This window comes from Microbacterium sp. KUDC0406 (assembly GCF_021582875.1).
GTDB lineage: Bacteria > Actinomycetota > Actinomycetes > Actinomycetales > Microbacteriaceae > Microbacterium.
Map to the genome: position 1 here is coordinate 1,481,936 of NZ_CP091138.1, position 23,707 is coordinate 1,505,642.

21 protein-coding genes and 2 pseudogenes are annotated in these 23,707 nt (G+C 69.8%); 4 read left to right on the forward strand and 19 right to left on the reverse strand.

Annotated elements, in window-relative coordinates; all coding sequences use genetic code 11:
- Positions 1-2: 2 nt before the first annotated feature.
- The 3 genes from L2X99_RS07495 to ispG are packed head-to-tail and all read right to left on the reverse strand — an operon-like array spanning position 3 to position 2,689.
- Complete coding sequence (locus L2X99_RS07495) at positions 3-638, reverse strand: YdcF family protein (RefSeq protein ID WP_236135809.1); 636 nt, start codon at positions 636-638, stop codon at positions 3-5.
- Positions 639-683: 45 nt separating this feature from the next.
- The gene (locus tag L2X99_RS07500; protein ID WP_236124336.1) at positions 684-1,541 is read right to left on the reverse strand and encodes a hypothetical protein; all 858 of its coding nucleotides are present in this window, start codon (positions 1,539-1,541) and stop codon (positions 684-686) included.
- The gene (gene ispG / locus L2X99_RS07505) at positions 1,538-2,689 is read right to left on the reverse strand and encodes a flavodoxin-dependent (E)-4-hydroxy-3-methylbut-2-enyl-diphosphate synthase (protein ID WP_236124334.1); all 1,152 of its coding nucleotides are present in this window, start codon (positions 2,687-2,689) and stop codon (positions 1,538-1,540) included. Before ispG ends, L2X99_RS07500 begins: the two co-directional genes overlap by 4 nt.
- A gap of 189 nt (positions 2,690-2,878) precedes the next feature.
- On the opposite strand from ispG, the pseudogene L2X99_RS07510 reads away from it, so the two are divergent.
- A pseudogene (locus L2X99_RS07510) lies at positions 2,879-4,761 on the forward strand (anthranilate synthase family protein).
- Between the two features lie 148 nt (positions 4,762-4,909).
- Here the strand turns inward: L2X99_RS07510 and L2X99_RS07515 are convergent.
- Complete coding sequence (locus L2X99_RS07515) at positions 4,910-6,223, reverse strand: M50 family metallopeptidase (protein WP_236124331.1); 1,314 nt, start codon at positions 6,221-6,223, stop codon at positions 4,910-4,912.
- A 69-nt stretch (positions 6,224-6,292) separates the two neighbouring features.
- On the opposite strand from L2X99_RS07515, the gene L2X99_RS07520 reads away from it, so the two are divergent.
- Positions 6,293-7,888, forward strand: a complete 1,596-nt coding sequence (locus tag L2X99_RS07520) for a Mur ligase family protein (protein WP_236135810.1) — start codon at positions 6,293-6,295, stop codon at positions 7,886-7,888.
- Positions 7,889-8,221: 333 nt separating this feature from the next.
- On the opposite strand, the pseudogene dxr reads toward L2X99_RS07520, so the two are convergent.
- From dxr to L2X99_RS07535, 3 genes and pseudogenes are all read right to left on the reverse strand, one after another.
- Positions 8,222-9,312 (reverse strand): annotated as a pseudogene (dxr, locus tag L2X99_RS07525) (1-deoxy-D-xylulose-5-phosphate reductoisomerase).
- 29 nt (positions 9,313-9,341) lie between these two features.
- Positions 9,342-9,956 (reverse strand): FKBP-type peptidyl-prolyl cis-trans isomerase, encoded by a 615-nt coding sequence (locus tag L2X99_RS07530; protein WP_236124329.1) that lies wholly within the window; start codon positions 9,954-9,956, stop codon positions 9,342-9,344.
- On the reverse strand, positions 9,893-10,321 hold the full coding sequence (locus L2X99_RS07535) for a hypothetical protein (protein WP_236124327.1): 429 nt from the start codon (positions 10,319-10,321) through the stop codon (positions 9,893-9,895). The genes L2X99_RS07530 and L2X99_RS07535 overlap by 64 nt, the downstream gene beginning before the upstream one ends.
- A 114-nt stretch (positions 10,322-10,435) precedes the next feature.
- Here L2X99_RS07535 and L2X99_RS07540 point away from each other — a divergent pair, with 114 nt between their 5' ends.
- On the forward strand, positions 10,436-11,215 hold the full coding sequence (locus L2X99_RS07540) for a lysophospholipid acyltransferase family protein (protein WP_236124326.1): 780 nt from the start codon (positions 10,436-10,438) through the stop codon (positions 11,213-11,215).
- A gap of 44 nt (positions 11,216-11,259) precedes the next feature.
- On the opposite strand, the gene L2X99_RS07545 is transcribed toward L2X99_RS07540, so the two are convergent.
- A complete protein-coding gene (locus L2X99_RS07545) occupies positions 11,260-11,736 on the reverse strand; it encodes an OsmC family protein (protein WP_236135811.1) in 477 nt (158 codons plus the stop codon).
- A 45-nt stretch (positions 11,737-11,781) separates the two neighbouring features.
- Between L2X99_RS07545 and L2X99_RS07550 the strand changes: the two genes are divergently transcribed.
- The gene (locus L2X99_RS07550) at positions 11,782-12,777 is read left to right on the forward strand and encodes an asparaginase (protein WP_236124322.1); all 996 of its coding nucleotides are present in this window, start codon (positions 11,782-11,784) and stop codon (positions 12,775-12,777) included.
- A 3-nt stretch (positions 12,778-12,780) separates the two neighbouring features.
- Here the strand turns inward: L2X99_RS07550 and L2X99_RS07555 are convergent, their stop codons facing one another.
- The 11 genes from L2X99_RS07555 to atpA all read right to left on the reverse strand — a co-directional run bounded on the left by L2X99_RS07555 (position 12,781) and on the right by atpA (position 23,693).
- Positions 12,781-13,056 carry a hypothetical protein gene (locus tag L2X99_RS07555; protein ID WP_236135812.1) on the reverse strand — a complete coding sequence of 92 codons (276 nt, stop codon included), beginning with the start codon at positions 13,054-13,056 and terminating at the stop codon, positions 12,781-12,783.
- A 56-nt stretch (positions 13,057-13,112) separates the two neighbouring features.
- The gene (locus L2X99_RS07560) at positions 13,113-14,279 is read right to left on the reverse strand and encodes an FtsK/SpoIIIE domain-containing protein (RefSeq protein WP_268928563.1); all 1,167 of its coding nucleotides are present in this window, start codon (positions 14,277-14,279) and stop codon (positions 13,113-13,115) included.
- Positions 14,267-15,520 carry an FtsK/SpoIIIE domain-containing protein gene (locus tag L2X99_RS17845; RefSeq protein ID WP_268928564.1) on the reverse strand — a complete coding sequence of 418 codons (1,254 nt, stop codon included), beginning with the start codon at positions 15,518-15,520 and terminating at the stop codon, positions 14,267-14,269. The genes L2X99_RS07560 and L2X99_RS17845 overlap by 13 nt, the downstream gene beginning before the upstream one ends.
- A gap of 57 nt (positions 15,521-15,577) precedes the next feature.
- Positions 15,578-16,363 carry a PP2C family protein-serine/threonine phosphatase gene (locus L2X99_RS07565; RefSeq protein ID WP_236124313.1) on the reverse strand — a complete coding sequence of 262 codons (786 nt, stop codon included), beginning with the start codon at positions 16,361-16,363 and terminating at the stop codon, positions 15,578-15,580.
- Between the two features lie 72 nt (positions 16,364-16,435).
- A complete protein-coding gene (locus L2X99_RS07570; protein ID WP_236124311.1) occupies positions 16,436-17,416 on the reverse strand; it encodes an aldo/keto reductase in 981 nt (326 codons plus the stop codon).
- An 81-nt stretch (positions 17,417-17,497) separates the two neighbouring features.
- Positions 17,498-18,445: a hypothetical protein gene (locus tag L2X99_RS07575; protein WP_329608144.1), complete on the reverse strand. Its 948-nt coding sequence runs from the start codon at positions 18,443-18,445 to the stop codon at positions 17,498-17,500.
- Positions 18,446-18,569: 124 nt separating this feature from the next.
- Positions 18,570-19,307 carry a YaaA family protein gene (locus L2X99_RS07580; RefSeq protein WP_236124307.1) on the reverse strand — a complete coding sequence of 246 codons (738 nt, stop codon included), beginning with the start codon at positions 19,305-19,307 and terminating at the stop codon, positions 18,570-18,572.
- A gap of 88 nt (positions 19,308-19,395) precedes the next feature.
- Complete coding sequence (locus L2X99_RS07585; protein WP_236124306.1) at positions 19,396-19,656, reverse strand: F0F1 ATP synthase subunit epsilon; 261 nt, start codon at positions 19,654-19,656, stop codon at positions 19,396-19,398.
- Positions 19,657-19,658: 2 nt separating this feature from the next.
- Positions 19,659-21,113, reverse strand: coding sequence for a F0F1 ATP synthase subunit beta (atpD, locus tag L2X99_RS07590; RefSeq protein ID WP_236124305.1), 1,455 nt, complete (start codon positions 21,111-21,113; stop codon positions 19,659-19,661).
- A 20-nt stretch (positions 21,114-21,133) separates the two neighbouring features.
- The gene (locus L2X99_RS07595; RefSeq protein ID WP_236124303.1) at positions 21,134-22,033 is read right to left on the reverse strand and encodes a F0F1 ATP synthase subunit gamma; all 900 of its coding nucleotides are present in this window, start codon (positions 22,031-22,033) and stop codon (positions 21,134-21,136) included.
- 19 nt (positions 22,034-22,052) lie between these two features.
- Positions 22,053-23,693, reverse strand: coding sequence for a F0F1 ATP synthase subunit alpha (gene atpA, locus L2X99_RS07600; RefSeq protein WP_236124301.1), 1,641 nt, complete (start codon positions 23,691-23,693; stop codon positions 22,053-22,055).
- Positions 23,694-23,707 lie beyond the last annotated feature (14 nt).

The window sequence follows — 23,707 nt, forward strand, 5'->3', positions numbered from 1 at the left end:
CGTCAGGCTCCTTCGCTGTCGTGGATTCCAGGGTCGAGCCGGGCGAGGGCGCCGAGTCCCCGGACGGCCGAGTACGGCTTCATGTAGAGGACCTCGCCGAAGCGGTGCTCCCGTGCGCGGCGCAGCCGCGCACCCAGATCGGGGCGCAGCTCCCAGAGGTAGGCCCGTCCGAGTTCCGCGTGCGGCGAGTTCGACACGATCCTGATTTGATCGGATGCCTCGACCAGCGGGATCGCGTTCTCGATGTTCTGCCTGGTCGATCTGCTGAGGGTGTCGAGCAGCAACGGGCCGGCGTATCCGCGTCGTCGCGCATACGCGGCGAGCAGCTCGGCCTCTGGCACCGGCCCTCCCACCGCGCCGCCGCAGAGCACGAGCACCGACTCTCCGGCATCCGGCGACAGCGAACGCAGCCCGGCACGCACCCGGTAGCGGTTCACGGCGTTCGCCCGCGTCCCGCGGTTGCGGAAGCCGAGCACCACGACGGCCTCGCGGCGCGGCGGATGCCCGTCATCGGCGCCCATCCGGCGACGCGACGAGCGCTCGTGCACGACCTCCGACCAGGCGAGGACGGCGATCAGCGCGGTGACGACCGCGACGCCGGTGCATCGAAGTGTTCTGCCCACCTGAGACGAGGTCACGTCCATCGACGCTACCGCGCCGAACTCCATCTGTCAGTGCGGAGGTCAGGCCGGAAGGACGGTCGTCGTCATCGTGAGCAGCTGGTCGTGCAGCTCCAGCGCCACCGTGATCGCGGCGAACTCGGCCAGCGAGGCGGCATGCGTGCCGCCACACGGGATCGTCGCGGTGCCCTCGGGCAGCTCGCACTCCCAGCGCCGCATGTCGATGATCGTCGGCCCGTCGGTGACGATGCGGCTCGGCGCCGCAGAGGCGACCCAGGCTGCCAGCGTGGCGTTGATCGCCGCCTCGCGCTCCGCCACCGTCGCCGAGAACCCCTCCGAGTCGAACCCCGCCTTGCGCAGGCTCTTGCCCAGGCGGTACTCGTCGACGGCGCCGTCCTCGTGGATGCGGCTGGTCTGATTCGCCCGGCCCTCGAAGTCCGGGTTTCCCAGGGCGTCGGCGCCCGGGTCCTTGCGCCACAGGTCGGCGAGCACCAGGTCGAGGGCCAGCGACGCCAGGTGGCAGGCGGTGTGCCCGCGGCTGAGGCCGGCACGACGCCCTGCATCGACCTCGAGAGTCGCGGACGCCCCCACAACGACGGCTGCCGGGATCTCACCTTCCGCGCGGTGGGCGACCAGCCACGTCCAGCCCTCCGCGCCGCGCTTGACCGGGATGTCGGTCCCGACGGCGAGCGCACCGTCGTCGCTGACCGCGGCCATCACGGCCTCCGTCACCTCGACACGGGCGCCGTCCACCGTGATCGTGCCGGAGTCCCCCGGCTGATCGGGCCAGGTGTGGTCGACCGGGTGGAAGGGCGTGCGATCCAGCAGCACGACAGCGCCGTCCGCGTGCGAGTGCACGCCGACGATCGTCGCCTCCTCCGCGACGGAACCCGACGGGAAGGTGATGTCGGTGGCGCTCACGAGGTGACGACCTGCGCCGTGCCGAGCGGTGCGTCGGGGCCCATCTCTGCGGCGATGCGGTTCGCCTCCTCGATCAGGGTGGCGACGATGTCCGCCTCGGGCACGGTCTTGATGACCTCGCCCTTGACGAAGATCTGCCCCTTGCCGTTGCCCGAGGCGACGCCGAGGTCTGCCTCGCGTGCCTCGCCCGGTCCGTTCACGACGCATCCCATCACGGCGACGCGCAGCGGCACGGTCATGTCCTTCAGCCCCTCGGTGACGTCGTCGGCGAGCGTGTAGACGTCGACCTGCGCGCGTCCGCAGGACGGGCAGGACACGATCTCGAGTTTGCGCTCGCGCAGGTTCAGCGACTGCAGGATCTGGTGCCCGACCTTGACCTCTTCGGCCGGCGGGGCCGAGAGCGAGACGCGGATCGTGTCGCCGATTCCCTCGCCGAGCAGGATTCCGAATGCCGTGGCGCTCTTGATCGTGCCCTGGAACGCCGGGCCGGCCTCGGTGACGCCGAGGTGCAGGGGCCAGTCGCCGCGCTCGGCGAGCAGGCGGTAGGCCTTGACCATCACGACCGGGTCGTTGTGCTTGACCGAGATCTTGAAGTCGTGGAAGTCGTGCTCCTCGAACAGCGACGCCTCCCAGACCGCGCTCTCCACGAGCGCCTCCGGCGTGGCCTTGCCGTACTTCTCGAGCAGGCGGGGGTCGAGCGAGCCCGCGTTCACGCCGATGCGCAGCGAGACGCCGGCATCCTTCGCGGCCTTGGCGATCGCGCCGACCTGGTCGTCGAACTTGCGGATGTTGCCCGGGTTCACGCGCACCGCACCGCAGCCGGCGTCGATCGCCTGGAACACGTACTTGGGCTGGAAGTGGATGTCGGCGATGACGGGGATCTGACTCTTCTTCGCGATGATGTGCAGAACGTCGGCGTCGTCCTGCGACGGCACCGCGACGCGCACGATCTCGCAGCCCGATGCGGTCAGCTCCGCGATCTGCTGCAGGGTTCCGTTGATGTCGGTGGTCTTCGTCGTGGTCATCGATTGGACGCTGACAGGAGCGTCGCCCCCGACGAGCACCTTGCCGACCCGGATCTGACGGGACTTGCGACGAGGCGCGAGGACTTCCGGGACGCGCGGCATCCCCAGGTTCACTGCTGGCACCCCTCCAGCGTACCCGGGCGTCACACGCTGGGGCCGGGCGCCGCCTGTGTGGTACTTTCGCCGTATGTCCGCGACCCGCACCTGGTGGCCCGCCTCCTAGGCGGAGTTTCGCGTACCCACGAGAACCAGACCGCCTTCCGGGGCGGTCTTTTTGCATCCCGCGCCGGATTCCCCGATACAGGAGACCCGATGGCCATCGCCGAACGCCTGCACGCCCTCACCGCCGACCCCGCCGCGTCCTTCGTGCTGATCGCGCGCGACGGCGGCGTGGAGCTGCTCACCGGCACTGTCGCCGACGTTGAGCTGCTGGCCGACATCCCGCTGGAGCGCGACCGCGAGGTCTTCGCCCTCGTCCCGTACCGCCAGGTGCGCGAGCGCGACTTCGAGGCGCAGGACGACGGCACGCCGCTGCGCTGCATCCTCGTCGAGGAGCACGAGCGGCTGGATGCCGCAGAGCTGATCGCTGCGCTGCCGAACGCGCCGATCGCGCTGCGCGACAGCGGATTCGACATCTCCGACGAGGACTACGCCGCGATCGTGGAGCAGGTCATCGACGAGGAGATCGGCCGCGGCGAGGGTGCGAACTTCGTGATCCGCCGCGACTACCGGGCATCCTTCGACACCGACGACCGCACGGCGGCGCTGACCTGGTTCCGCGCGCTGCTCGAGCACGAGCGCGGCGCGTACTGGACGTTCGCGGTGATCACGCCCGGGCGCATCGCGGTGGGCGCGAGCCCCGAGGCCCACGTCGTCGCCCGCGACGGGATCGTCACGATGAACCCGATCTCGGGCACGTTCCGGCATCCGGCGGGAGGTGCGACCAAGGCCGCGCTGACGGAGTTCCTCTCCTCGACGAAGGAGACCGAGGAGCTCTTCATGGTCGTGGACGAAGAGCTCAAGATGATGAGCCAGGTCTGCTCGGACGGCGGGCACATCACCGGTCCGCATCTGAAGCAGATGTCACGGCTGACGCACACGGAGTACATGCTCCGCGGGCAGAGCCGGCTGGACCCGCGCGACGTGCTGCGCGAGACGATGTTCGCACCGACGGTCACCGGGTCGCCGATGCAGAACGCCTGCGCAGTGATCCGCAGACACGAGCAGGCGCCGCGCGGCTATTACTCGGGCGTGGCGGCGCTGTTCAGCCCGAACGCGCACGGCGGACACGATCTGGACGCTCCGATCCTCATCCGCACGGTCTACGTCGGCGACGGCCGCCTCGCCGTGCCGGTCGGGGCGACGCTGGTGCGGCACTCCGACCCGTACGGCGAGGTCGGCGAGACGCACGGGAAGGCCGCCGGGGTGCTGGGCGCGATCGGCGCCATCGAGCGCGACCACGCCGCCGAGGCGCGCAACGACGCGGATGCCCCGGATGCGACGCCTTCGCTCGCCGACGACCCCGAGATCGCAGAGCTGCTCGCCTCGCGCAACGCGCGCCTCGCAGAGTTCTGGCTGCAGCCGCAGGATGCCGCGACCGCCGGCGCCATGGCCGGTCGCACAGCGCTCGTGGTGGACGCCGAGGACCGGTTCACCACGATGCTCGCCCACCAGCTGCGCCACCTCGGGCTGGACGCACGGGTCGTCCCCTGGGACGCCGTGACCGACGACGAGATCGCTGCCGCCGACCTCGTCGTCGCCGGCCCCGGGCCCGGCGACCCGCGGGACGCCTCGTCGCCGCGCATCGCGCGCATGCGGCAGGTCGTCGCGCAGCGCCGCGCCGCGGACGCCCCGCTGCTGGCCGTGTGCCTGAGCCACCAGATCCTCGCGAACTCACTGGGGATCCCGCTGGTCCCGCTGGATGCCCCGCACCAGGGCGTGCAGAAGACGGTTCCGGTGTTCGGCGAGGACGCCTCGGTCGGCTTCTACAACACGTTCACTGCGCGGGTCTCCCCGGCACCGTCTCCGTGACGGATGCCGAGGTGTCGGCGGACGCCTCGACCGGAGACGTCTACGCGCTCCGCGGCGAGCGCTTCGCGTCGATCCAGGGCCACCTGGAGTCGATCCTGTCTCGCGACGGCATCCGCACACTTCAGCGCCTGACGGAGCACGCCCTGTCACTCGCACGTCGCTGACCGAGCGCCGTGCTGAGCGAGCGAAGCGAGTCGAAACGCAGAGACGAAACGCCTTCAGGTCAGCTGAGAGCGTTTCGTCTCGTCGCTGCGCTCCTCGCTCAACGACCGCCTCGCTCAACGACCGCCTCGCTCAACGACCTGAGGCGACTCAGCCCAGCAGGTTCACGGGTTTGAGCAGGTCGGCGACGATCAGCAGGCCGCCCATGCCGATCATCACGACCGCGACGACGACGGTGAGCGGCACGAGCCTCGTCGCGTCGACCGGCTTCGGCCTGCGTCGGCCGGTGAGCTTCGCCCAGGTGCGCTTGATGCCCTCCCACAGCGCGACGACGATGTGTCCGCCGTCCAGCGGCAGCAGCGGGATCAGGTTGAACACGAACAGTGCGATGTTCAGCGCGCCGAGCAGATAGAGCAGGGTGGAGAAGCGCGCGATCACCGGGCTGTCGGTCACCGCGACCTCGCCGGCGAGGCGTCCGACGCCCACGACGCTGAGCGGCCCGTTCGGGTCGCGCTCCGCGCCGGTGAAGACCGTGACGCCGATGTCCCACATGCGCTGCGGCAGGGTGACGATCATCGACGCGACGCCGCTGACCTGCTGACCGGTCATCTGCAGTCCGGTGCCGATGGGCTGCTGCACATAGGCGAGCTGAGAGGTGATGCCCGCGTATCCGACCTCGTGCATCACCGGATCGCCGTGCGCGTCCACGACGAGCCGTCCTTCGGCATCCGTCTCCTGCCGCTCGGCGGCGACCGGAGTGAGCGTCGTGTCGACCTGCGTGCCGTGGCGCTCGACGACGACGGGCAGTGCCACGCCGGGAGACGCCTGGATGATCGAGGATGCCTCGGCGAAGCTGTCGACGTCCTCGCCGTCGACGCTCACCAGCACATCACCGGGCTGGATGCCTGCGTCGGCTGCGGGTGCCGCCGGGTCGTCCGGCTCGCACGCGGTCTGGCTGGTCCCGGCGGGGAGCACGCATTCGCTCACCGAGGCCACGGTCGTCGTGGCCTGCTGGATGCCGATGCCGGAGGCGACGATCGTGAAGATGAGCACACCGAGAACGAGGTTCATCAGCGGCCCGCCGAACATCACGATGACGCGCTTCCAGACCGGGAGCCTGTAGAACACCCGGTCCTCGGCGCCCTCCGCGATCGTCTCGTCATTGGCGGAGCGGGCATCCTGCACCAGCTTCGAGAACAGGCCCTTGGCGCTGCCGGTGTCCTTCGACGGCGGGTACATGCCCGACATCGAGATGAATCCGCCCAGCGGCAGCGCCTTCACGCCGTACTCGGTCTCGCCGATCTGCTTCGACCACAGCCGCGGGCCGAAGCCGATCATGTACTGGCCGACGCGCACGCCGAACAGCTTCGCGGGCACGAGGTGCCCGATCTCGTGCAGTCCGATGGACAGCGCGAGACCGATCAGCATGAACAGGATGCCGCCCAGGTACAGCAGGATTTCCACTCGATCACCGTACTGGCCGTGGCGAGGAATCCGCTGAGTCCCGAGGCCGCGTGAGAAACTGGACCCGTCATGGTCACCGAACCCGCGTCTGCTCCCCTGCCCCCTGTCCTGCGTCCCGAACGGCCGCCGCACCGGTCGCTGACCGACCTCGTCGAGCGCTTCGGCCTGGGTGTCCGCGGGGATCTGACGGGATTGACGGCCACGGGTATCACGCTCGCCACCGCCGACCTGCGCGAAGGCGAGGTGTTCGTCGGCATCCACGGTGCCCGTCGGCACGGTGCCGAGTTCGCCGCGCAGGCCACCGAACAGGGTGCCGTCGCCATCCTCACCGACGAGCAGGGGGCGCAGCTGGCCGCCCCGAGCGGGCTCCCGGTCCTCATCTCGGCCGATCCGCGCGCCGTGCTCGGCGCGATCAGCGCCTGGCTGTACGGCACCGACCGCGACATGCCGACGCTGCTGGCTGTCACGGGCACCAACGGAAAGACCAGCACAGCGCACGTGCTCGAGGCCATCCTCAACCAGCTCGATGTCGTGACGGGCCTCAGCTCCACCGCCGAGCGGCACATCGCCGGGCGGACGATCGTGTCGCGGCTGACGACGCCCGAGTCCTCCGAGATGCACGCGCTGCTGGCGCTGATGCGCGAGCGCCACGTCGAGGCCGTCGCCGTCGAGGTGAGCGCCCAGGCGCTGTCACGGCACCGTGTGGACGGCATCGTCTTCGACGTCGCCGGATTCACCAACCTCACTCACGATCACCTCGACGACTACGGCGATCTGGAGACGTACCTCGAGGCGAAGCTCGCGCTGTTCCGTCCCGATCGCGCACGACGCGGCGTGGTGTGCGTTGACACGGCATCCGGCCTGGAGGTCGTCTCCCGTTCCGAGATCCCGGTGGTCACCGTGGGTGCTCCGCAGCTGTCGCAGGATGCGGATGCCGCAGCCCGAGCCGACTGGACCGTGCGCATCGAGCAGGAGACGCAACGCGCCACGACGTTCACCGTCCGCGCCCCCGGCGGCGCCGAGATCACCACGACGATCCCGGTGATCGGCGCGCACATGGCGGCCAACACCGGCCTCGCGATCGCCATGCTCGTAGAGGCCGGCTACGACGTCGAGCGGATCGCGGCGGCGCTGGAACGCGACGGCGGCGTCGCCGCGGTGCTCCCCGGCCGCACCGAACTGGTGTCCGGCGCGCACGGCCCTGCGGTCTACGTCGATTTCTCGCACACCCCCGATTCATTCGAGAAGACCCTGGCCGCGGTGCGCAAGGTCACTCCCGGCCGTGTCCTGATGATGTTCGGCGCCTCCGGGAACCGGGACACGCTCAAGCGTCCGATCATGGGACGCGTCGCCGCGGAGGGCGCCGACGTCGTCATCGTGACCGATCATCACCCCCGGTACGAGGAGGCTGCGCCGATCCGCGCCGCGCTGCTGGAGGGCGCGCGCTCCGCGGGGACCGACGCCGAGATCCTCGAGGTCGCAGCTCCCGAGGACGCGATCCGCACCGCGGTCGCGATGACCGGTGAGGGCGACGCGATCCTGTGGGCCGGCCCCGGCCACCAGGACTACCGCGAGATCGACGGTGTGCGCACCCCGTTCTCCGCCCGCGACCTCGCGCGCCGGGCGCTGCGGGATGCCGGCTGGCCGACCCCTCCGGGTCGTTGAGCGAGCGGAGCGAGACGAAACGCTCTCAGGTCAGCTGAGACCGTTTCGTCTTCGCTCCTTCGTCGCTCCGCTCAACGACCACGGGCGCACTCAACGACCGGCCCACCCCTCCGGGCCGTTGAGCGAGGGAGCGCCAGCGACCGAGACGAAACGCTCCCAGGTCAGCTGAAACCGTTTCGTCTTCGCTCCTTCGTCGCTCCGCTCAACGACCACGGGCGCACTCAACGACCGACCCACCCCTCCGGGCCGTTGAGCGAGGGAGCGCCAGCGACCGAGACGAAACGCTCCCAGGTCAGCTGAAACCGTTTCGTCTTCGCTCCTTCGTCGCTCCGCTCAACGACCGGCGGCAGCCGCGATGAGGGCGTCGGCCCTCGCGCGCGCCCAGGTCTCGGCATCCGCGAGGCTCTCGATGGTGAGCTGCTCAGGCGGCTCGTGCGCGTCGATGACGGCGGCGATCGTGTCGACGATCCCGAGGAACGACAGCCGCCCCTCGTGGAACGCATCGACCGCCTGCTCGTTCGCCGCATTGTAGACCGCGGGGAACGTCGCGCCTGCGCGGCCGACCTGTTTCGCGAGCGCCACCGACGGGAACGCCGCGTTGTCGAGCGGCTCGAAGGTCCAGCTCGTGGCCTGGCGCCAGTCCAGCGGACGGCCGACGCCGCCCACGCGATGCGGCCAGTCCAGACCGAGCGAGATCGGCAGGCGCATGTCCGGCGGCGATGCCTGTGCGATGGTCGAGCCGTCGACGAACTCGACCATCGAGTGCACGATCGACTGGGGATGCACCACCACCTCGATGTCGTCGTAGGCGACGTCGAACAGCAGGTGCGCCTCGATGACCTCGAGGCCCTTATTCACGAGCGTTGCCGAGTTGGTGGTGACCATCCGGCCCATGTTCCAGGTGGGATGCGCGAGCGCCTCGGCAGGCGTGACATCGGTCATCTGCTCGCGGCTGCGCCCGCGGAGCGGACCCCCGGAGGCGGTGACCACCAGGCGCCGCACCTCGCTGTGCTCCCCGCGCGCAGCGCCTGCGCGAGCGCGGAGTGCTCGGAGTCGACCGGCACGATCTGCCCCTCGGCCGCCGCGGCCCGCACCAGCGGGCCGCCGACGATCAGCGACTCCTTGTTCGCCAGTGCCAGCGTGCGACCCGCCTTCAGAGCCGCCAGTGTGGATCCGAGGCCGATCGACCCGGTGATCGCGTTGAGCACGACGTCGGCCTCGACGTCGCGCACCAGCTGCTCGGCCTCGTCCGCGCCGAGCGCGGTGTGCTCGAGCCGGAACTCGGAAGCCTGTTCCGCCAGCATCCCGGTGTTCGATCCGGCGGCGACGCCGACCAGTTCGAACCGCCGCGGATTCGCCCGGATCACATCCAGAGCCTGAGTGCCGATGGAGCCTGTCGAACCGAGAACGAGGATGCGGCGCATGCAGTCAGCCTATTGCGCGCCGGGTCGCGTCACTTCTCCAGCGGGGTCGTGCCGATGATGTCGACGACGAAGACGAGGGTCTCCTTCTGCAGCTCATTGCCGTCGGATGCCCCGTATCCGTCCTTCGGCGGGATCTCGGCGAGCACCTGCGAGCCGACCTTCTGACCGATGAGTGCCTTCTGGAAACCGGTGACCACGCCGGTGGCGGGGAACTGCGCCGGAAAGGCCGCATTGCTCCAGGTGGCGTCGAACTCCTTGCCGTCGCTCCACTTCACACCGCGGTACTGCACGGTCACCAGGTCGTTCTCGGTCACTGTGGCGCCGTCGCCCTGCTTGAGCTGCCCGATCTTCGTCTCGACCGGCGGGTCGCCCTTCGGGATCGTGATCGTCGGCGCACCGTCCTTGCCGAGCTTCACGGTCGCCATGCCCGCGGGCGGATCGACCTGCTCACCGGTGGCGGCGGTGGGAAGCTTCTCGAGGGTCTGCACGTACAGCACCACCGACGGCTGACCTTCACCCAGCTTCTCGCCGGGGATCGCGAGGACGGCCTCGGAGCCGATCGGCATGCACTCGGTCGCGATCACGAAGATCGACGACTGGGTGAAGTCGTACAGCTGCTGCTGCTGGTTCGGGTTGAGCAGCACCGGCAGCACTCCCCCGGGCCGCGCTCCGAGGTGCCGAGAACCTTGCTGTCGCCGGACTCGACGAGCTGATACCGCACGGAGATGAAATCGGTGGGGCTGATGTCCTCGCCGTCGCCCTTCTTGACGACGGTGCGCTCCACGTCGGCGAACTTCGCGTCCTTCGGCACGGTGACCTTGGCATCGAGGCCTGCGCCCTCGACCTTCACGGCATCGGAGGTCGCACCGGGCTGGGTGTCCAGCACGCACGCCGACGAGCTCTTGGTCGGAGTCGGCGTCGACGACGCATCAGGTGAGCCCGCGCACCCGGCCAGGATCAGGGTCGCCGCGGCGACGGTGGACAGCAGAGCGAGCGGACGCAGACGCACGGTGAGACCTCGTGATCGAGAACAGGGGGATGTCCCATCTTCCCCATCCGGTTAGGCCGCGGCTGAGTGCGGCGCATTCCGACGCCGGCATGAACCCTTCGATAATCTGTGCTGATGACCTCTGAGCAGTCGCCGGACTCCGAATCGGCACCTGAGCAGACCAACGCACCCCGAAGGGCGGGCTTCGCCTACACCTTCGGCCGGATGCTGATCACACCGCTCGCGCGCATGGTCTACCGGCCCCGGGTGGAGGGTCGCGAGAACGTCCCGAAGGACGGCCCGGTGATCTTCGCCAGCAACCACCTGTCGTTCATCGACTCGATCGCCATTCCGGTGGCCGCTCCCCGCCCCGTGCACTTCCTCGCCAAGTCGAGCTACTTCGAGGGCACCGGCTTCAGGGGCGCGATGTCGCGGATCTTCTTCACCTCGATCGGCGCGATCCCGGTCCGCCGCGGCGCTGGTCAGGCCGCTCTCGACGCGCTCGACCAGCAGAAGCAGCTGCTCGACGAGGGCCTGACCGTCGCGCTGTACCCCGAGGGGACGCGTTCCGACGACGGTCGTCTTTACAAGGGGCGCACCGGTGTCGCATTCCTGGCGCTGGAGACCGGCGCCCCGGTCGTTCCGGTGGGACTGATCGGCACCGATCGCATGATGCCGCGCGGGGCGAAGATGCCGTCCCTGCGGGAGCGGATCACCGTGAAGTTCGGCGAGCCGCTCGATCTGAGCACGCACGGCGCTGCTTCCAGCGGGAGAGCCCGGCGCCTCGCCACGGACGAGATCATGTCGGCCATCCACGCGCTCTCGGGCCAGGAGCTCGCGGGCGTCTACAACGAGCCGCCCGCGCAGAACCCGATCGACAAGATCAAGCAGGCGCTGCCGCACGAGCGACGCTGACCCTTCGACAGGCTCAGGGACCCCAGGGACACACTTCGACAGGCTCAGGGACCCACGGTCACGGTCGCCTCGTGGCGCACCGGGAAGTTCACCGAGTTGGCGATGAAGCACCACTCGTGCGCCTGGTGGTGCGCCTGCTCGGCGGCCTCGAGCATGGACGCATCGGCGACCGTCACCCGCGGGTGCAGCGTGACCTCGGCGAAGGCACCGCCGCCCCGGCCGTCCTCGCGCATCACGCCGGTCGCCTCGTCCCGGTACGAGGTGACCACCACGCCGGCGGTGACGCACGCGTGCAGGTACGACAGCAGGTGGCATTCCGAGAGGGATGCCACGAGCAGGTCCTCGGGGTTCCATCGCGACACGTCGCCGCGGAACGGCTTGTCCGAGGAGGCCAGCAGGTCGGGCTTGCCGTCGACCCGCAGCGTCACGTCGCGGCGGTAGTCGCGGTAGCCGGCGGTTCCGGCGCCGAGGTTGCCGGTCCACGTCGCCGTGAGAGCGTAGTGGTGTTCTCCGAGGGGCATGGCGCCAGTCTGTCACGCCGCGCGGCACGTCATAAGCTGGACGACGTGCTCGAGACTCTCACCGCCCAGGAATCCGTGGAACTGGCCGTCGTCGAACGCAGCGGATTCGTCGAATCCCGGCACGCCGGCGCGGCGGTCGTGCTCTCGCCCGATGGCGAGGTCATCGCACGCCACGGCAATGTCGAGGCGCTGATCCTACCGCGATCGAGTATGAAGCCGCTGCAGGCCGTGGCCTGCGTCACGGCAGGCGCCGCGTTGGAGGGCGAGCAGCTCGCGCTGAGCACGGCGAGCCACACCGGCACCGACCGGCATGCGGAGGTCGTACGCGAAATGCTCGTCGCCGGGGGGCTCACCGAGGATGACCTGGGCTGCCCGCCCTCCTGGCCGGGCGACTCGGAGACCCGGCGGGAGTTGATCCGTGACCACGCGGAGCCCAGCCGCATCCGGATGAACTGCTCGGGCAAGCACGCCGCGATGCTGCGCGCCTGCGTCGCCACAGGCTGGCCGACCGAGGGATACCTGGACCCTGCGCACCCTCTGCAGGTGCACGTCCGCGAGGTCGTGGAGCGGCTCACCGGCGCGAAGGTGGCGCACACCGCGATCGACGGCTGCGGAGCACCCGTGCATGCGATGACGCTGGTGGGCCTCGCACGCGCCATCCATCGCATCGGGACGGCGTCGGATCGTTCGCCGTTCGCGCTGCACCGTGTCGCGGGCACCCTCGTCCGCGCTGTGCGCGAGAGCCCGTGGACGATCGCCGGCCCTGGGCACCAGGACACGATCGCGATCGAGCGACTCGGCGTCTTCGCCAAGCACGGCGCGGAGGGCGTCATGGCCATGGTGGCGCCGGACGGCACCACCGTCGCGCTGAAGATGCTGGACGGCAGCGGCCGTGCGGCCACTGCCGTCGCAGCGACCCTGCTCGCCCGGTCCGGCGGACTGGACGAGGCTGATGTCGCTGCCCTGGTCGCCGACCTCCCGCTCGTCGTGAGCGGCGGCGGTGTGCCGGTCGGCGTCATCCGTCCGAGCGTCGGCGTCTGACCCTCAATCGGGCGCGCCGGGAAGCAGCACCCTCCGCGGCGCGCTGCCCTGGGAGGTGGCCCACGCCCGTCCCGCGTGCGCTCGGGCGAAGGGCGGCAGCGTGCGCACGCCGGCCAGCTGCCGCAGCTCGCTCGCGCATTCCGCCGCGACGAGCATCTCACCCTCCGCGCGCACGCGCTGCGCGAGTGCCCAGTTCATCCTCCAGTCCTCGGGGTCGGCGACGACGATGAGCGGCGTGTCGGATGACGGCGCGCTGAGCAGTTCGGTCAGTCCGATCACGCGGTGAGCGGGATGGTCCCGGCGCAGCAGGTCGGCGCTCCGCAGCGCCGCCGGTGTCACCAGCCCGCTGAGCGGGTGAGCAGGCAGCCACCGCGGTGAGACAGGCGCATCTTCCGGCGGCGTCCGCGCCTCCTCGACCCAGCACAGCTGCACCTCGCGCCCGTCGATCCGTGCCCGGCCGGCCGGGCGATCGCGGCGGAACGCCTCGGGGTCTCCCCGGCCGCGAGATGCTCGACCCTACCGGGCAGACGCAGCACCGCGCGGCGCGGCAGAGCGTCGAGCACGCGGCTCAGCGCACCGGACACGCGGGACGCGGTCACCACCGCAGGGACGACACGGACCAGCTGCTCCCAGGCCGACACGAACTCCTGCGCGTACTCGGGCGGGTACGCGGCGACCAGGGCGTCGAGGTCGTCGCACAGCACCAGTGGCGGACGAGCCGGCGCGGCCAGCAGCTCCTGGACCGCGTCCCAGCCGCCTTCGGGATCGGAGGGAACGATGCGGACGTGCGGCTGCTGCGCGGCGAGCAGCCGCAACGCGCTGCTCTTCCCCGAACCGGCACCGCCGATCACCGCAAGACCGCCGCCCGGTTCGAGAGTCTCCACAGGCTGCCGCTGTCGATCGGGTTCGTCTGCTCTGCCGAGTACGAGCACCCCGTGGCCTCCGCGTCTCCGCAGAGCACCCTCGTCCACGGGCAGCAGGTCCTCGGCCGGGAGGCGCTCCGGCAGAGCCGGCAGCCAGGGACTGCGCGGGCGCTCGGCCGTCGTCCACCGCAGCGATGCGGCGCGCACCTCAGCCGCGCCGGTGAGGGCGATGCGCGCGCAGACCGCCTCGGCGTCCTGCGGACGTCGCACGAAGGCCAGACCGCGCGACTCCGAACCGCCGGGAACGGCGGCTGCGGCATCCGATCCGATCACGAGCCGGCTGTCCGCGGCATCTCCCACCCGCAGACTGACGCGCAGCGGACAGTTCGCGGCGAGCGCGTCGCGTATCACTCCGGCGGCACGCTGGGTGCCGAGCACGAGGTGCATGCCGAGTGCACGTCCGCGCGCGGCGACATCGGTGAACACCGCGCCGAGATCCGTGTGCTCCTGAAGGAGCGCCGCGAACTCGTCGATCACGATGACGAGCCGTGGGAGCGAGGGATGCTGCGCGATGTCGCGCACGCCCGCCTCGGCGAGCACCCTCTCCCGTCGGCGCAGCTCGGCCGTCAGGCTCTGCACCCGCGGCGGGCACCGTCATCGTCCAGATCGGTGATCACCGCGGCCACCTGGGGCAGTTCGCGAAGCGGATCGAAGGCCGTGCCGCCCTTGAAGTCCGCGAGCACGAAGTGGACTCGGTCGGGTCCGTGCGCGGTGGCCATCGCGGTCACCCACGTGACGAGCAGCTCGCTCTTGCCGGTTCCGGTCATCCCCGTGACGATCGCGTGCGGTCCGTCCTCCACGAGGTCCACGACGACGTCCCCGCGTTCGCCGCGCCCGATCACGGCGGCGAGTCCGAGACCGTCGGACAGTGGTGCGTCGAGCTCATGCAGGGCGATCCGGGTGGGCACCTCGGACCGCTCCTCGCCACGGGCGGCGCCGTCTGCCGCGATCGCCCGTGCCTGCGCCAGGGAGAGGCCCTCGACGGTCAGATCCTGGACGCCCTCCGGTGTGCGCAGCCGGGCGCGCGCCGGTTCCGTGCAGTCCAGCACCGCCGTCACGCCGTCCGGTGGCTCCTCCCCCGGCCCGGCGAGCAGCAGCCGCGCGTCGCCGGAGCCGTCCGCCCAGGTACCGACGACGAGCCGGAAGGCGGCGCGCCGAACGGCGCTCGCGTGCGGAAACCCGGCCAGCCCCAGCTCTTCGAGCCGATCTCCGACGATCGCCACCTGCATCGGTGCGAACCGTCGGCACAGCTGCACGACGAGTGCCCGGAGCACGGCCGTCGCGACCGGCTCCGGGGCCCGCACGCAGACGCCGCCTCCGATCGGGACGACCACCGGGGCATCGTCCAGCACCGCCGCCCGCTCGCGGAACGCCCTGGAACGGTCGTCGTCTCCGCCGCTGGCGCGCACCGCGCTCGCACGCTCGCCATGCCCGAGAACCAGCGCGGTGTCCGCCGAGGGCGGTTCGTGTCCGCGGAGCGGCTGCTCGGCCATGCAGGCCGCAGCATCCGGGTGTCTCCGCCACAGTCCGGCACGCTCGTCGGCGTGCAGCGCCGTCAGCTCGGCGCCCGCGCGATCCCAGGCGGCATCCGACTCGGCCGCGATACGACGGCGATCGCGACGCCGCGTGCGAAGCCCGTCGAGGAACGAGGCGAGCAGCATGAGCGGCCCGAGCGCAGCGAAGCAGAGCGCGAACAGCGAACCGGTGACCGCCCACAGCACCACTCCGGCGATGACGGGGACGACGGCCGCGAGCAGCGGCAGCGAGGGACGGCTCGCCGGTGCCGGTGCAGCCGGCAGGACGATCGTGGTGGATTCCATGCGCCCATCAGACCGCACGGATCAGGGTGGGATCCGGCTTTCCACAGCCGGATCCGCTCAGTCGGCGGAAACCTCTTCTGTGGAGGAGGAGTCGTCGACCTGCAGCACGATCAGCGTGACGTTGTCGCGACCGCCGTTCTCGAGCGCCGCCTCGAGCATCGCGTCGACCGCGGCGCCGGGATCGGAGTTCTCGCGCAGGAAGTGCAGGATGCCGTAGTCGGTGAGCTCCTTGGTCAACCCGTCCGAGCACACCACGAACCGGTCGCCGGCCTGCACCTCGACCGCGATGTAGTCCGGCGGCAGCAGCTCACTGGCGCCGACCGCTCGGGTGATGACGTTGCTGTAGGGATGGCCCTCTGCCTCTTCCGGGCTGAGCTTGCCCGATGCGATCAGTTCCTGCACGACGGAGTGATCGGTCGTGATCTGCGCGAGCTTGCCCTCACGGGCGAGGTAGACGCGGGAGTCGCCGATGTTCAGCACGACCCAGCGCGGTTCGTCCTCGCTGAGGTCGAGGAACAGACCGGTCAGCGTGGTGCCGGTGCCTTCGTCCGTGGTGTCCGGGTGGGCGGCGATGTCGGCCACGGCCTGGCCGAGCGCCTTCTCGATCGCCTCGGTGCCCACCGCACCGCCCTCGACGATCGCGTCGAGCCGGGCGATCGTCCGGCTGCTCGCGATCTCGCCTCCGGCATGACCGCCCATGCCGTCCGCGACGACGAAGAGCGGGTAACGCGCCAGGAACGCGTCCTGGTTGGTGTCGCGGCGGTGCCCCTGGTCGGTCGCACCGGCCCAGGAGAGCTGTACGGCGTCATCGACGCGATACGTCTGCGTTGTCGTCTCAGGCACGAGGACTCTCCGGTATGCGGGCGGTGAACCGGGCGGCCCCGGAACCTTTTGCCATCGTAGTGGAACCCCAGGTCACAGGCCGACTGCCGGATCCTCGGGAAGCGGGAAGAGCTCGTCGATCGCGGTGAGGTCCTCGGCATCCGGGGTCCAGGCCGCCGCGGCCCGCACGTTGGACTCCACCTGCGCGACGGTCGTCGCCCCGGCGATGACGCTGGACACCCCTGGCTGGGCGAGCAGCCAGCCGTAGGTGGCCTCCAGCATCGAGATGCCGCGTTCGGCGCAGAACGCCGCGTACCCCTCGAGCGCGTCCCAGGGCGCCTTCTCCCAGATGAATCGGCGCTCGTTCATGATGCGGCTGCCGGCGGGACCGCCGTCCCGGGTGAACTTTCCGGTGAGCAGGCCGTTGTGCAGCGGGAAGTACGGGAAGAAGCCGAGACCGTACCGGTTCACGGCGGGCAGCACCTCGCGCTCCGAGCCGCGAGCCAGCAGCGAATACTGGTTCTGCGCCGAGATGAAGCGCCCGGTCGATCGGCTCCGTGCCGTGAATTCCGCCTCGGCGACCTGCCAGCCCGTGAAGTTGGAGTGCCCGTAGTAGCGGATCTTGCCCTCGGCGACGAGTTCGTCGAGCGCGTCGATCGTCTCGGCCACCGGCGTCAGCACATCGGGCAGGTGCAGCTGGTAGAGGTCGATCCAGTCCGTGCGCAGCCGGCGGAGCGACTGCTCCACTGCGAACCTCACATACCGCCGTGAGCCGCGACCGCCGGGGTAGTCGTAACCCATGTCGTACTCGTGCCCGAACTTCGTCGCGAGCACGACGCGGTCCCTGCGCCCCTCGAGCGCGTCGCCGATGAAGCTCTCGCTGGTGCCGCCGCGGCCGTACATGTCGGCGGTGTCGAAGAAGAACATGCCGTGATCGAGCGCCGCATCGATGACGACACGACTGCCCTGCAGGTCCTCGGTGACCGTGCCCGTCCGGCCGAAGTTGTTGCATCCGAGTCCTGCGGCCGAGACGACGAGCCCGGAGGCACCCACGCGGCGCTGAGCGTTCACCATGTCCTCCACACTATCGGTGCTGTGGCGGCCGGGTACGACGAGGGGCTCCCGATCGTTGATCGGGAGCCCCTCGTCGCACTCTCAGGCCGGAGGACGGTTCTCGTCTCCCTCGGGAGCGTCCGGCGCATCCGTCTTCGGCTCGTCCGCGGGGGCGCCGAAGTCGATCGACGGAGCGTCCGACTGCGGTGCGGGCTCGGGCGCGGCCTCGGCGTCCGGCGCCGGTTCCGTCGGCGGAACAGGCGGTGCCGGGGGCGCGGGCGGAGCCGGAGGCGCCGGCGGCGTTCCCGGACCGGCGGGCGCATCCGGAGTGGCAGGCGTGTCCGGGGTGCTGAACGCCGGCGGGACGGGAACGCCCGGGGCCGGAGCGGCCGGAGGCGCGTAGCCCTGCGGCGGAGCGTAGCCCTGCGGCGGAACGGGGGCACCAGGTGCAGGAGCGCCAGGAGCCGGCGGCGCATAGCCCTGCGGAGCACCGTAGCCCTGGGGAGCGCCGTAGCCGGGCGCCTGGGGTGCCGCGTTGACGGGCTGCACCGGAATCCCCTGCCACACCGTGCGGTCGGCGAAGAATGCGTTGCCGGCCCAGGGCGCCGGAGCGATGGCGACGTTCCAGCGGGACTTGTCGAAGGCGTTGATGCCGAGCCAGACGATGGCGAGGAACACGTACAGGATGACCCAGACGCCCTCCTTCTGCAGCTTCAGGCCGACTCGCCAGGAGGCGACGACCATCAGCGCGGCGGCCGCCAGCAGGATGAGCTGTCCGATGAAGGGGATCCAGCCGAGCAGGATCGACGCACCGACGCCGTAGAGGATGAGCCAGGGACTCATGTCGCCGAGTTTGAGGAAGATCATGGCGTTGTACACCGGGATCCAGGCGCGCCACTTGCCCTGCACGCCGGCCTTCTCGAAGATCTTCATGAGGAAGAGCGACGTGAGGACATAGCCGGCGATGGAGATGAGGAAGATGACGAGGAAGTACACGGCGAGGAACGCATAGCCGAAGCCATAGCCGTAGTCGTTGTACATGAGACTCACATTTCTCTGGTCTCGGGAGACGGCTCTCGCCCCCGCTGGCGAAGCCCGTGCTTCGCTCAGGTCATGCTATCGGCGCGCCTCGGACCACGGCAACGACCGGTCCGGCGAGGCGGAATCCGGCGGCTCACTCGTCGACGACGAGTTCCAGGGTCCCCGGTGCCGCGCGCCGGAGGAGCACGCCGTGCGCGGACGCCCAGTTCAGCAGTGCTGCGCTGCCGCCGACGCGCGGGCGTGAGAGCGCGAGCCGGCGCACCAGTTCGCCCTTGGACTTCTTGTTGAAGTGGTTCAGCGCGCGACCTGTCGGGGTCACCACGCGCACGTACTCGGACTTCACGGTTGCCGGCACCGGCCCGAGAGCCACATAGGCCTCGCTGCGCAGATCGAGCACGAAGCGCTCCTCCCCCATTGCGTCGCTGGTCGCCTGCGCCCAGTGCCGTCGCATCGGCGGGATGCCGGGCAGTGCGGTGCCCGCGGCGAGACGGTAGGAGGGAATCGGGTCCAGCGCGCCGACCGGGCCGAACGGCGCGGAGTGCACCAGCACATGGGCACCGAGCCAGCGGCGCGACCGCGCATCCAGCGACCCGGCATCCAGAGCGTCGTACAGCACGCCCGTGTACCGGTCGATCGCCGGCATCGTCGCGGCCGTGCGCAGAGTGCGGTTGAGGTCCACGTCTCCGGCCTGACGAGTGCTGAGCTTGAGCACCCGCTGCGCGGCCTGCGGATCGGTGGACAGCGCGACGAGGGCGTCGACGGTCGCCTCGCGCCTCTCGCGGAGCGAAGGCAGTGCGAGGGCGTCGAGATCGAGCACGGCGCCCGAACCGCCGGGCCGCTTCGTCTCGGACGGCGGCAGCAGAATCCTCATGGACGGCTCCTCTCGGGACAGGCCTGCAGACGCCTCCGCCCCGGTTCCCTGCCGACAGGGAACCGGGGCGGAGGCGTGGAAGCGGTGCTCAGGCGATCAGCGCGGCGTTTCCGGCGACGATGGTGAGCTCATCGCCCGCCATCGACAGGAAGCCGTCCTGCGCATTGGCCAGCACCTTCGTGCCATCGAGCTCGGTGATGCGCACCTCGCCCTTGGCGAGGATCGCCAGCACGGGCTCGTGGCCGGACATGATGCCCATCTCGCCTTCGACGGTCTTGGCGACCACGAGGCTGGCCTCGCCCGACCAGACCTCCGCCTCGGCGGAGACGAGATTGACCTTCAGAGCCATGATCAGGCGTTCTCCTTCTGGATCTGCGCCCACTTCTCCTCGACGTCCGAGATCGGGCCGACGTTGAAGAAGGCCTGCTCGGCGACGTGGTCGAACTCGCCCTTGGCGATCGCGTCGAACGACTCGATGGTGTCCTTCAGCGGAACCGTCGAACCCTCGACACCGGTGAACTTCTTCGCCATGTAGGTGTTCTGCGAGAGGAACTGCTGGATCCGGCGCGCACGGGCGACGATGATCTTGTCCTCTTCGGAGAGCTCGTCGACACCGAGGATCGCGATGATCTCCTGCAGCTCCTTGTTCTTCTGCAGGATCTGCTTGACCGTGGTGGCCACGCGGTAGTGGTCCTCGCCCAGGTAGCGGGGGTCCATGATGCGCGAGGTCGAGGTCAGCGGGTCGATCGCCGGGTACAGACCCTTGGAGGCGATCTCACGGGAGAGCTCGGTGGTGGCGTCGAGGTGCGCGAACGTGGTCGCCGGAGCCGGGTCGGTGTAGTCGTCGGCCGGCACGTAGATCGCCTGCAGCGAGGTGATCGAGTGACCGCGGGTCGAGGTGATGCGCTCCTGGAGCACACCCATCTCGTCGGCGAGGTTCGGCTGGTAGCCCACGGCCGAGGGCATGCGGCCCAGCAGCGTCGACACCTCGGAGCCCGCCTGCGTGAAGCGGAAGATGTTGTCGATGAACAGCAGCACGTCCTGCTTCTGCACGTCGCGGAAGTACTCCGCCATCGTCAGAGCGGAGAGGGCCACGCGCAGACGCGTCCCCGGCGGCTCGTCCATCTGGCCGAAGACGAGGGCGGTCTTGTCGAAGACACCGGCCTCTTCCATCTCGCCGATGAGGTCGTTGCCCTCACGGGTGCGCTCGCCGACGCCGGCGAACACGGACACACCACCGTGGTCCTGCGCGACGCGCTGGATCATCTCCTGGATGAGGACGGTCTTGCCCACGCCCGCGCCGCCGAACAGACCGATCTTTCCACCCTGCACGTACGGCGTGAGGAGGTCGATCGACTTGATGCCGGTCTCGAACATCGTGGTCTTCGACTCGAGCTGGTCGAAGTTCGGAGCCTTGCGGTGGATGGGCCAGCGCTCGGTGATCTCCACCTGCTCGCCGGGCTCGCCGTTCAGGATCTCACCGATGACGTTGAAGACCTTGCCCTTGGTGACGTCGCCGACGGGAACGGAGATGGCCTCGCCGGTGTCGCGCACCTCCTGGCCGCGGACCATGCCGTCGGTGGGCTTCAGCGAGATGGCGCGGACGAGGTCGTCGCCGAGGTGCTGAGCGACCTCGAGCGTGATCTCGGAGGACTCCTCGCCGATCGTGATCGTGGTCTTGAGCGCGTTGTAGATGTCGGGGATCGAGTCGTGCGGGAACTCGATGTCGACGACCGGGCCCGTGACGCGTGCGACGCGCCCGACGACCGCGGTCGCGGCGTTCTCAGCCGTTGCGGTGGGGGTCATATCTTCGTCTCTCTCGAGGCTTACTTGCTCGACGCCAGAGCGTCGGCGCCGCCGACGATCTCGGCGATCTGCTGCGTGATCTCCGCCTGGCGCGCGTTGTTGCGCAGGCGGGTGTAGTCGGTGATGAGCTTGTCGGCGTTGTCGCTGGCCGACTTCATCGCCTTCTGGGTCGCGGCCTGCTTGGCGGCCGAGGACTGCAGAAGGGCGTTGAAGACGCGGCTCTGGATGTACACCGGCAGGATCGCGTCCAGGACGGTCGCGGCATCCGGCTCGAACTCGTACAGCGGGTAGACGGTGCTCCCCGCCTCCGAGGCGTCGGCCTCGGCGATCTCGAGCGGGAGCAGGCGGCGTGCCGTCGGCTCCTGCGTCATCATGCTGACGAAGCGGTTGAACACCAGGACGATCTCGTCCACGCCGTCCGAGGCGCCACCGCGCAGGAACGCGTCCTGCAGGGTGTGCGCGATCTCCTCGGCGGTGTGGAACGAGGGCGTGTCGGTGTCGCCGGTCCACTCCGCTGCCGCGGTGATGCCGCGGAACTGGAAGTAGCCGACGGCCTTGCGGCCGACCAGGTAGTACACCGGCTCGCTGCCCCTGGAGCGGATCTGCTCGCCCTGCTCCAGAGCCTCGCGGATCACCTGGGAGTTGAACGCACCGGCCAGGCCGCGGTCGCTCGAGAAGATCACGACCGCGGAGCGGCGGATGGTCTCGGACTCCCGGGTGAGCGGGTGGTCGACGCTGGAGTGCGTCGCGACGGCGGACACGGCTCTCGTCACGGCCTGCGCGAAGGGCGAGGACGCCTTGACGCGTGCCATCGCCTTCTGGATGCGCGAAGCCGCGATGAGTTCCATCGCCTTCGTGATCTTCTTGGTCGTCTGAGCAGAAGAGATCTTCTGCTTGTAGACCCGGAGTTGAGCGCCCATGAATGCCTATCTCCGCGCGTTACGCGCGACGACCCTTGACGATCTTCTCCTGGTCGACGTCACCGGCGTCCTCGGCCGAGACCTGCTCGTTGCCCGGGGCGCCCAGGGACTGGCCCTTGCCGCCGGCGAACTCCAGGATGAAGGCGTCGGTCTGCTTCTCGAGCTCGGCGACGGTGTCGTCGTCGAGGACGTTGGTCTCGCGCAGCGTGTCGAGGACCTTCGTGTTGCGACGCAGGTAGTCGAGCAGCTCGCGCTCGAAGCGCAGCACGTCGGAGACCTCGATGGTGTCGAGCTTGCCGTTGGTGCCGGCCCAGATCGAGACGACCTGCTCCTCCACCGGGTACGGCGAGTACTGCGGCTGCTTGAGCAGCTCGGTCAGGCGCGCGCCGCGGGCCAGCTGACGACGCGAGGCCGCGTCGAGGTCGGAGGCGAACATCGCGAAGGCCTCGAGCGAGCGGTACTGCGCGAGCTCGAGCTTCAGCGTTCCGGAGACCTTCTTGATCGACTTGACCTGAGCGTCACCGCCGACTCGCGAGACCGAGATGCCGACGTCGACAGCAGGACGCTGGTTGGCGTTGAACAGGTCGGACTGCAGGAAGATCTGGCCGTCGGTGATCGAGATCACGTTGGTCGGGATGTACGCCGAGACGTCGTTCGCCTTGGTCTCGATGATGGGCAGACCCGTCATCGAACCGGCACCGAGCTCGTCGGACAGCTTCGCGCAGCGCTCGAGCAGACGCGAGTGCAGGTAGAAGACGTCGCCCGGGTAGGCCTCGCGGCCCGGCGGACGGCGCAGCAGCAGCGACACGGCGCGGTAGGCCTCGGCCTGCTTCGACAGGTCGTCGAAGATGATCAGGACGTGCTTGCCGCCGTACATCCAGTGCTGGCCGATGGCCGAGCCGGTGTAGGGGGCGAGGTACTTGAAGCCCGCGGGGTCGGATGCCGGTGCAGCGACGATCGTGGTGTACTCCAGGGCGCCGGCCTCTTCCAGCGCGCCCTTCACGGAAGCGATGGTCGAGCCCTTCTGGCCGATCGCGACGTAGATGCAGCGCACCTGCTTGCTGACGTCGCCGGAGTCCCAGTTGGCCTTCTGGTTGATGATCGTGTCGATCGCCAGAGCGGTCTTGCCGGTCTGGCGGTCGCCGATGATCAGCTGGCGCTGACCGCGGCCGACCGGGATCATCGCGTCGATGGCCTTGATGCCGGTCTGCAGCGGCTCGTGCACGCTCTTGCGCTGCATCACGCCGGGCGCCTGCAGCTCGAGCTCGCGGATGCCCTCGGTCGCGATGTCGCCGAGGCCGTCGATCGGGTTGCCGAGCGGGTCGACCACGCGGCCGAGGTAGCCGTCGCCGACGGGGACCGAGAGGACCTCACCGGTGCGGGTGACCTCCTGGCCGGCCTCGATGCCGGTGAAGTCGCCGAGGACGACCACACCGATCTCGTGCTCGTCCAGGTTCAGTGCGAGGCCCTTGGTGCCGTCCGCGAAGGTCACGAGCTCGTTCGCCATCACACCGGGCAGTCCCTCGACGTGCGCGATGCCGTCGGCGGCGTCGATGACGGTGCCGACCTCGGTCGCTGCGGCCGACGTGGGCTCGTAGGCGGCGGCGAAGTCCTTCAGCGCGTCACGGATGACGTCGGGGCTGATCGATAGTTCTGCCATTGTCTTCCCTTTGT